This window comes from Streptomyces mayteni, from assembly GCF_054783955.1.
Genome location: NZ_BAAGPR010000197.1, coordinates 1 through 7,148 on the forward strand (window position 1 = coordinate 1; position 7,148 = coordinate 7,148).

The 7,148-nt window shown below is 74.0% G+C and carries 5 protein-coding genes; 3 read left to right on the forward strand and 2 right to left on the reverse strand.

The window, feature by feature from the left end; translation table 11 throughout:
- Positions 1-501: 501 nt before the first annotated feature.
- Positions 502-1,347, reverse strand: a complete 846-nt coding sequence (locus ACYVPE_RS38570; RefSeq protein ID WP_461038510.1) for an alpha/beta fold hydrolase — start codon at positions 1,345-1,347, stop codon at positions 502-504.
- A gap of 149 nt (positions 1,348-1,496) precedes the next feature.
- Between ACYVPE_RS38570 and ACYVPE_RS38575 the strand changes: the two genes are divergently transcribed.
- Positions 1,497-3,299: a bifunctional metallophosphatase/5'-nucleotidase gene (locus ACYVPE_RS38575; RefSeq protein ID WP_461038511.1), complete on the forward strand. Its 1,803-nt coding sequence runs from the start codon at positions 1,497-1,499 to the stop codon at positions 3,297-3,299.
- Between the two features lie 280 nt (positions 3,300-3,579).
- On the opposite strand, the gene ACYVPE_RS38580 is transcribed toward ACYVPE_RS38575, so the two are convergent.
- Positions 3,580-4,926, reverse strand: coding sequence for a DEAD/DEAH box helicase (locus tag ACYVPE_RS38580; protein WP_461038512.1), 1,347 nt, complete (start codon positions 4,924-4,926; stop codon positions 3,580-3,582).
- A 487-nt stretch (positions 4,927-5,413) separates the two neighbouring features.
- On the opposite strand from ACYVPE_RS38580, the gene ACYVPE_RS38585 reads away from it, so the two are divergent.
- Together ACYVPE_RS38585 and ACYVPE_RS38590 are read left to right on the forward strand one after the other, a co-directional pair.
- Positions 5,414-6,148 carry a ferritin-like fold-containing protein gene (locus ACYVPE_RS38585; RefSeq protein ID WP_132819959.1) on the forward strand — a complete coding sequence of 245 codons (735 nt, stop codon included), beginning with the start codon at positions 5,414-5,416 and terminating at the stop codon, positions 6,146-6,148.
- Positions 6,149-6,168: 20 nt separating this feature from the next.
- Complete coding sequence (locus ACYVPE_RS38590) at positions 6,169-6,636, forward strand: hypothetical protein (protein WP_461038513.1); 468 nt, start codon at positions 6,169-6,171, stop codon at positions 6,634-6,636.
- Positions 6,637-7,148 lie beyond the last annotated feature (512 nt).

A 7,148-nucleotide genomic window follows, 5' to 3' on the forward strand; every position in this document is an offset into this window, starting at 1 on the left:
GAACGACATGGCTACGATCCGACTTGCCCCACGGCCCGCACCGACCTGGGCCTGCGGCCCGGACCGCGAGCCACGGGGGAATCCCGCGCCCGGCCGCGGGCCGGCCGGCGCGAAGCGCCGGAACGACACGGGGCCGCCAGGGCGGCGAGCCCGCTACGCGCAGCGCGCCACCCGGCGCGCCCAACCATGCCGCGCAGGCCCAGGCGCGGAGCGCCGACGGCACGAGCCACAATCCCGCCCGTTGCGACCCCCGCACCGGCGCACCCGCCACGGGCGCGGAGCGCCGACGGCACATGGGCCGGAGGCCCCAACCCCACGCGAGCGGCGAAAAGGGCGGGTGGGTGGGGAAAACCCCGGCCACAGGCCCGGACCCGCCCGCCACGGCGCGAAGCGCCGAAGGCACGCGGGGCCGCAGGCCCCCACCCCCGCGCGGAGCGCGGAAGACAGGGCTTGTGGGGGCACCTCCCAGCCGCCAGGCTGGGGGAGGGTGGGGGAAACCCGCTAGACCGAGGACCAGAAGTCGACCAGCGCTCCCGCCGTCGCCTCCGGCCGCTCCGCGTTGGGAGAGTGCCGCGCCCCACTGATCACCGTGCGCCGCGCGCCCAGCGCCCGCGCCATGCGGTCGAGGCTCGGCACCGACCAGGCGCCGTCCCGCTCGCCGGAGAGCACGTGCGTCGGGAGGCCCACGGCGGCCAGCCGGTCGACCCGGTCCGGTTCGCGGCGGAGGGTGCGGCCGGTGGCCCGCAGTTGGGCCGGCGCATTGGCCAGCCAGCGGCGTCGCAGCAGTTCGTCGACGTCGTGCGGCGGCGCCGACCGGTGTATCAGCCGCCAGATCCGGGCCGCGCCGAACACCGGCAGGGTCACGCTCAGCGCCCGCACCTTGACCCGTTGCCAGGAGGCGACCCGGCCAGCGCCCGAGGCGACCAGCGTCAGGGAGGCGAATGGTTTCCGCCCGGCGGCCGCCGCCCGCAGCACCGCGCCGCGCGAGATGAGGCCGCCGAGCGAGTGGCCGACGAGGTGGATCGGGCCGGGACCGAGCTCCTCCGCCTGCGCCAGCACGTCCTCCGCCAGCGCGCCGAGGCCGTAGCCGGCCCGCGCCAGCGCGCCTGCGCTCTCGAACTGGCCGCGGCCGTCCACCGCCACCGCCCGGTAGCCGGCCCTGGCGACCGGTTCGAGCAGGGCGATGAAGTCCTCCTTGCTGCCCGTGTAGCCGGGGACCAGCAGTGCCGTGCCGACCGGCCGGATGCCCTGCGGCATGGCGTCGAGCACCGCGAACTCGCCCCGGCGGGTCTCCAGCCGGCGGGCCTCGACCCCGACCGGGGGAGCTGCGAAGGGCGGTCTGCTCACCCCACGAGCGTAACCGTCACCCGCGCGAAACCCGCGAGGGCTGTTCCCGGCCTCCCTCCCCCGCCAGAATCTACGCGCGTTACGGAAAGCGCCGCAGCGCACGCGACAACAGAAGCAACAAACAGCAACAGCAACAGAGGAGTCACCGAATGTCGTCGCTCGACCGCAGAAGGTTTCTGGGCCGGACCGCCGCGACCGGGGCCGGGGTGGCCATCGCCGGGACGGTGGCCGGCGCGACGCCGGCCGCCGCGGCCGCCCCCGCCCAGGGCACGAAGCGGTACGCGTTCACCGTGATGGGCACCACGGACCTGCACGGCAACGTCTTCAACTGGGACTACTTCACCGACGCCGAGTTCACCGACGGCGGCAACAACGACATCGGCCTGGCGAAGCTCGCCACCCTGGTCAAGCAGGTGCGCGCCGAGAAGGGCGACCGCAACACGCTGCTGATCGACGCCGGCGACACCATCCAGGGCACCCAGCTCGCGTACTACTACGCCAAGATCGACCCGATCACCAGGGCCCGCGGCCCGGTGCACCCGATGGCCCTGGCGATGAACGCCATCGGCTACGACGCCGCGGCCCTCGGCAACCACGAGTTCAACTACGGCATCCCGCTGCTCCGGGCCTTCGAGCGGCAGTGCGAGTTCCCGCTGCTCGCCGCCAACGCGCTGGACGCCGCCACCGAGCGTCCCGCCTTCCCGCCCTACTGGATGACCAGGCTGCGCACCCCGCACGGCCGCGACGTCCGGGTGGCCGTGCTCGGCCTGACCAACCCCGGCATCGCGATCTGGGACCGGGCCCACGTCGAGGGGCGGATGGTCTTCCCCGGGCTGCCCGAGCAGGCCGCGCGCTGGGTGCCGCGGCTGCGCTCGATGGGCGCGGACGTGGTGATCGTCTCGGCGCACTCGGGAACCAGCGGCACCTCGTCCTACGGGGACCAGGTGCCGCACGTGGAGAACGCCGCCACGCTGGTGGCCGAGCAGGTGCCCGGCATCGACGCGATCCTGGTGGGCCACGCGCACCAGGAGATCGCCGAGCGGCGGGTCGTCAACGCCGAGACGGGGCGCGACGTCGTGCTCTCCGAGCCGCTGTTCTGGGGCAAGCGGCTGACCCTCTTCGACTTCGAGCTGGCCTGGGAGCACGGCCGCTGGCGGGTGGAGCGAGTGTCGGCGAGCCTGCGCGACGCCAACACGGTGGCGGAGGACCCGGCCGTCACCGGGCTGCTCGGCGAGCAGCACGCCCGGGTCGTGGCCTACGTGAACCAGGTGATCGGCACCGCGACCGCCTCGATGACGGCCACCGAGGCGCCGTACAAGGACACCGCGATCGTCGACTTCATCAACCACGTGCAGGCGGAGACGGTGCGCGACGCGCTGGCCGGCGGCGAGTACGCCGACCTGCCGGTGCTGTCGCAGGCGGCCTGCTTCTCCCGCTCCGCTGCCATACCGGCGGGCGAGGTCACCATCCGGGACGTGGCGGGGATGTACGTCTACGAGAACACCCTGGAGGCGCGGCTGATCACCGGCGCCCAGCTGCGGGACTACCTGGAGTTCTCGGTCCGGTACTTCGTCACGACCCCGGCCGGCGCCCCGGTGGACCCGGCCGGGCTCACCAACGCGGGCGGCATCCCGGACTACAACTACGACGTGGTCGGCGGGGTGACGTACGACGTCGACATCGCCAGGGAGCCTGGATCCCGCGTCGCCGACCTGCGGTTCGGGGGCGAGCCGGTCGCGGACGACGCCCAGTTCGTGCTCGCGGTGAACAACTACCGCGCCAACGGCGGCGGCAACTTCCCGCATGTCGCGGGTGCCGATCAGCTCTGGTCGAACTCGGACGAGATCCGCAACACGATCATCGACTGGGTGCGCGAAAGCGGCGAGATCGATCCGGCCGCCTTCGCCTCCGTCGACTGGCGCCTGACCAGGGAGGGCACCCCGGTCTTCTGAGGCGGCGCTCGACGCGCTCCGGGCGCGCGGCGGACGGGCGGTCCGCCGCTCACCGGGAGGGTGGTGCGTCGATCAGTCGACCAATCGACCAGTCGGCCCAGTCGGTCGATCCGGCCAGTCGGTCAGTCGGTCTGTCGGGGTCAGTCGGTCAGGAGTCGCCCGACCGCTCGGTCCTGGCCGACTGCCCGGACCTGGTGCGCCGCCAGCGGCGCGGGGTTCGCGGCGCGGTGGCCTCGCCGGCCTCCGGCTCCGGCGTGGCCGCCGCGGGCTCCGCCGCCGCCTACACCGGCTCGGCGACGCCGCCCGCCCGGCCCAGCGCGACTCCGCCGCGGGTGCGGCGGCGCTGCCTGGTGCGCGGCGTCCTGGTGCTGGCGGTGCCGGTGCTGCCGGACGCGCCCGAAGCAGCGGACCGCTTCTGGGACGAGCGCCGGCTGTCCGGGCCGCCCAGGTCCTCGACCTCCTCGGCGTCGAGCCCGGCCCGGGTGCGCTCGGCGCGCGGCAGCGTGCCCTTGGTGCCCTCGGGGATGGACAGCGCCTCGAAGAGGTGCGGGGAGGTGGAGTAGGTCTCCGGCGGATCGGGGAAGTCCAGGCCGAGCGCCTTGTTGATCAGCGCCCAGCGCGGCAGGTCGTCCCAGTCGACCAGGGTGACGGCGGTGCCCTTGTTGCCCGCCCGGCCGGTGCGGCCGACCCGGTGCAGATAGGTCTTCTCGTCCTCCGGCGTCTGGTAGTTGATCACGTGCGTGACGCCGTCCACATCGATGCCGCGGGCCGCGACGTCCGTGCAGACGAGCACGTCCACCTTGCCCTTGCGGAACGCGCGCAGCGCCTGCTCACGCGCCCCCTGCCCCAGGTCGCCGTGGACCGCGCCGGACGCGAAGCCGCGCCGCGACAGCTGCTCGGCGACGTCGGCCGCGGTGCGCTTGGTGCGGCAGAAGACCATGGCGAGACCCCGGCCGTCGGCCTGGAGCATCCTCGCCACCATCTCCGCCTTGTCCAGCGAGTGGGCGCGGAAGACGTGCTGGGTGATGTTGGCCACAGTCGCGCCCTGGTCGTCGGGCTCGGCGGCGCGGATGTGGGTGGGCTGGTTCATGTAGCGCCGGGCGAGCGCGATGACCTGCCCGGGCATGGTGGCGGAGAACAGCATGGTCTGCCGCTTGGCCGGCAGCTGGTCGATGATCTTCTCGACGTCCGGCAGGAAGCCGAGGTCGAGCATCTCGTCGGCCTCGTCGAGGACCAGGCAGCGCACCTGGGAGAGCCGCAGCTTGCGCTGGCCCGCCAGGTCGAGCAGCCGCCCCGGGGTGCCGACGACCACGTCGACCCCCCTGGTCAGCGCCTCCACCTGGGGCTCGTAGGCGCGGCCGCCGTAGATGGAGAGGACGCGGACGTTCCGCACCTTGCCGGCGGTCAGCAGGTCGTTGGTGACCTGCTGGCACAGCTCCCGGGTCGGCACGACGACCAGCGCCTGGGGCGCGTCGCCGAGCTCGTCGGCGCCGGCCCGGCCGGCCTCGACGTCAGCCGGGACGGTGACCGCCTCCAGCAGCGGGAGCCCGAAGCCGAGCGTCTTGCCGGTGCCGGTCTTGGCCTGCCCGATGACGTCGGACCCGGCGAGGGCCACGGGAAGGGTCATTTCCTGGATGGGGAAAGGGGTGGTGATGCCGACGGCCTCGAGGGCTTCGGCGGTCTCGGCCAGGATCCCGAGATCTCGGAAGGTGGTGACGGTAGCGGACAGGGTCGTTGCCTCTTCTTGTGTGACGCGGCACACGGTGGCGAGGCGGGTCTTGGCTACCGAGCCGCTATGGCGGGCCCTGAGGGGCCGGCCAGCCGGCGCGGGACCCGGGCGTCTCGCTCAAGCGCACGCACCGCGCGAGCGGGTCCCTCATGCCGCGGCGGGTGCGGGGGCACTCACCGCGCGGAGGGCTGGTCAGGTCGGAGCCGATCGGGCCACCGACCGGGCATCCGCGGGGGATCCTGAGGCGCTGGTCTTGCCGACCTCAGGGGACTCCAGCATGGGGATGGGACCCGCCGCTTACAGGCGAGCCTCCATAGCACTGTACCCCGGAACCGTGCACATGTGTCAGGGCGCGAACTCATCGCCGGGCACTATTGTGCCCCCCATGGAGACGCCTGACACGCCCGCTTCCGCCGCCCCGACCACCTCGGTCGCCGACCTCGACTGGTCCGCGGCCTCCGCCGACCCCCGGTACCGGGCCGCGGTCGTGGACCTGCTGGGAGCGTTGGCCTACGGCGAGCTCGCGGCCTTCGAGCGGCTCGCGGAGGACGCCAAACTGGCGCCTGGCCTGGCGGACAAGGCGGCGCTGGCGCGGATGGCGGCGGCCGAGTTCCAGCACTTCGAGCAGCTGACGGAGCGGCTGCGGGGGATCGACGAGGAGCCGACGGCGGCCATGGAGCCGTTCGCGGCGCCGCTCGACGAGTTCCACCGGCTGACCGCCCCTTCGGACTGGCTCGAGGGCCTGGTGAAGGCGTACGTCGGCGACGCGATCGCGGCCGACTTCTACCGCGAGGTGGCCTCCCGGCTCGACTCCGACACCCGCTCGCTCGTCCTCGGTGTGCTGGACGACACAGGCCACGCGTCCTTCGCCGTGGAGAAGGTGCGGTCGGCGATCGCCGCCGACCCGCGGCTCGGCGGCCGGCTGGCGCTCTGGGCCCGCCGGCTGATGGGCGAGGCGCTCTCCCAGGCCCAGCGGGTGGTGGCCGACCGGGACGCGCTCTCCACGATGCTGGTGGGCGGCGTCGCCGACGGCTTCGACCTGGCGGAGATCGGCCGCATGTTCTCCCGGATCACCGAGGCCCACACCAAGCGGATGGCCGCGCTCGACCTCTCCGCGTAGGCCCGCGTAGGCTCCCGACCATGGCAGCGACCGCGTTCGACCTTGCCCTGATCGAGGAGTCCGCCAAGAAGTCGGGCCTGGTGTGGGTGCGGGGCTCCTCGGGCCCCGCCAGGGCCCTCTGGCACGTCTGGCACGACGGCGCGGTCTGCGTCGTCGGCGGGCCTGGCGAGCAGCCGCTCGACGGGCTCGACGAGCCCCTGGTGGTCAGCTGCCGCAGCAAGGACAAGGGCGGCCGACTGATCGCCTGGCCGGCCACGGTGACGGCGCTCACGCCGGACGCCGCCGAGTGGGAGCCGACGGTGACGGCGCTCGCCGCGAAGCGGCTGAACGCCCCCGACACGGACGGCCTGGCCGCCCGCTGGGCGGCCGAGTGCCGCGTCCTCCGGCTGACGCCGGCGGCGGAGCCGGTGGAACGCCCCGACACCATGCCGACCGCCTCGCCGGCGGCCCCACCACCCCCCACCCCCGCGACGACCACCACCCCCTGACGTCCACCCGCGGTTCCTCCCCCACCCTCCCGCTGGGGGTTGGCGCTGCGCGCCACGACCCATCCACCTGCGGCGGGCCCGGGCACACGGGCGGTGACCCGAGAACCCCGGCCTCCGGCCGGGCACGAGCCGCCCGCAGGGCGGAGCCGCAGCACGCCAGCGGGACGCGCACGGCCAGAAAGGCAGGCGCAGGGCACAAGCCCGCCGGGCCGGCCGGGCACGAGCCGCCCGCAGGGCGGAAGCCCGCCACCGCCGCAGGCGGATCAGGCGGCGGCCGCAGGCCGCCCCACCGGGCGCGTAGCGCCGACCCCAGCCGGAGGCGGGAAAGGGCTTGTGGGGGCACCTCCCTGGGAGCACCTCCCAGCCTCCCCCAGACTCCGTCCGGGGGGACCTCCATGGCTGGGGGCCATTAGCTCAAGGCCGTGAAGTTAGGGGCTGATCGGTTTCGTCAAGATCTCGATGTCGATGGTGGCTTTGTAGGTGTGTCTGTCGACGCGGAGGCTCTTGTAGGC

What these genes read in the sequence shown, in the direction of transcription:
- ACYVPE_RS38575 (WP_461038511.1), top strand. Translation starts at nt 1,497, where the DNA reads ATGTCGTCGCTCGACCGCAGAAGGTTTCTGGGCCGGACCGCCGCGACC.
- ACYVPE_RS38590 (WP_461038513.1), top strand. Translation starts at nt 6,169, where the DNA reads ATGGCAGCGACCGCGTTCGACCTTGCCCTGATCGAGGAGTCCGCCAAG.
- ACYVPE_RS38585 (WP_132819959.1), top strand. Translation starts at nt 5,414, where the DNA reads ATGGAGACGCCTGACACGCCCGCTTCCGCCGCCCCGACCACCTCGGTC.
- ACYVPE_RS38580 (WP_461038512.1), bottom strand. Translation starts at nt 4,926, where the DNA reads ATGACCCTTCCCGTGGCCCTCGCCGGGTCCGACGTCATCGGGCAGGCC.